The organism is Streptacidiphilus sp. ASG 303 (genome assembly GCF_020991365.1).
Taxonomy (GTDB): domain Bacteria; phylum Actinomycetota; class Actinomycetes; order Streptomycetales; family Streptomycetaceae; genus Peterkaempfera.
In genome coordinates this window covers 1-356 of sequence record NZ_JAJLRA010000107.1, presented here as the reverse complement: position 1 = coordinate 356, position 356 = coordinate 1, and the positions used below count along the sequence as shown (strand labels likewise).

The following is a 356-nucleotide window of genomic DNA, read 5'->3' as shown; positions in this document are numbered from 1 at the left end:
GAGGAACGGTAGACCTGGCGGACGATCCGGCCGATCACCGTCTCGTGGTCGCCGTCCGGTGGCGGGGTCACGACGATCTCCCCTTCGACGAGCTCCGCGCGGACTCCCTCAGGCGTGTCCAGCGCCAGGAAGGCCGCCAGCAGGTCGTCGCCGTCGCCGCCGTGTCCTGCGGTGACGTGGTGCGGGGCCGCGGTCATGCACGCCTCCTCCCGGCGTCCGCCGGTCCAACGCGCAGCGGGCTGGGGAGGACACCATCGTCGCACGGCGCCCGGGGCGGGGGCGCCTTGCGGGTGGGGCCGTGCGCGGGGGCGCGGCGCACGGCGGGGGCGCGTCAGCAGATGGTGTGCATCCAGCCG

The 356-nt window shown here is 75.8% G+C and carries 1 protein-coding gene; it reads right to left on the bottom strand.

The features are described 5' to 3' along the window. Nucleotides 1–197: Uma2 family endonuclease (locus LO771_RS30120; protein ID WP_230748342.1), on the bottom strand; the 197-nt coding region annotated here is incomplete at its 3' end. Nucleotides 198–356: the final 159 nt, after the last annotated feature.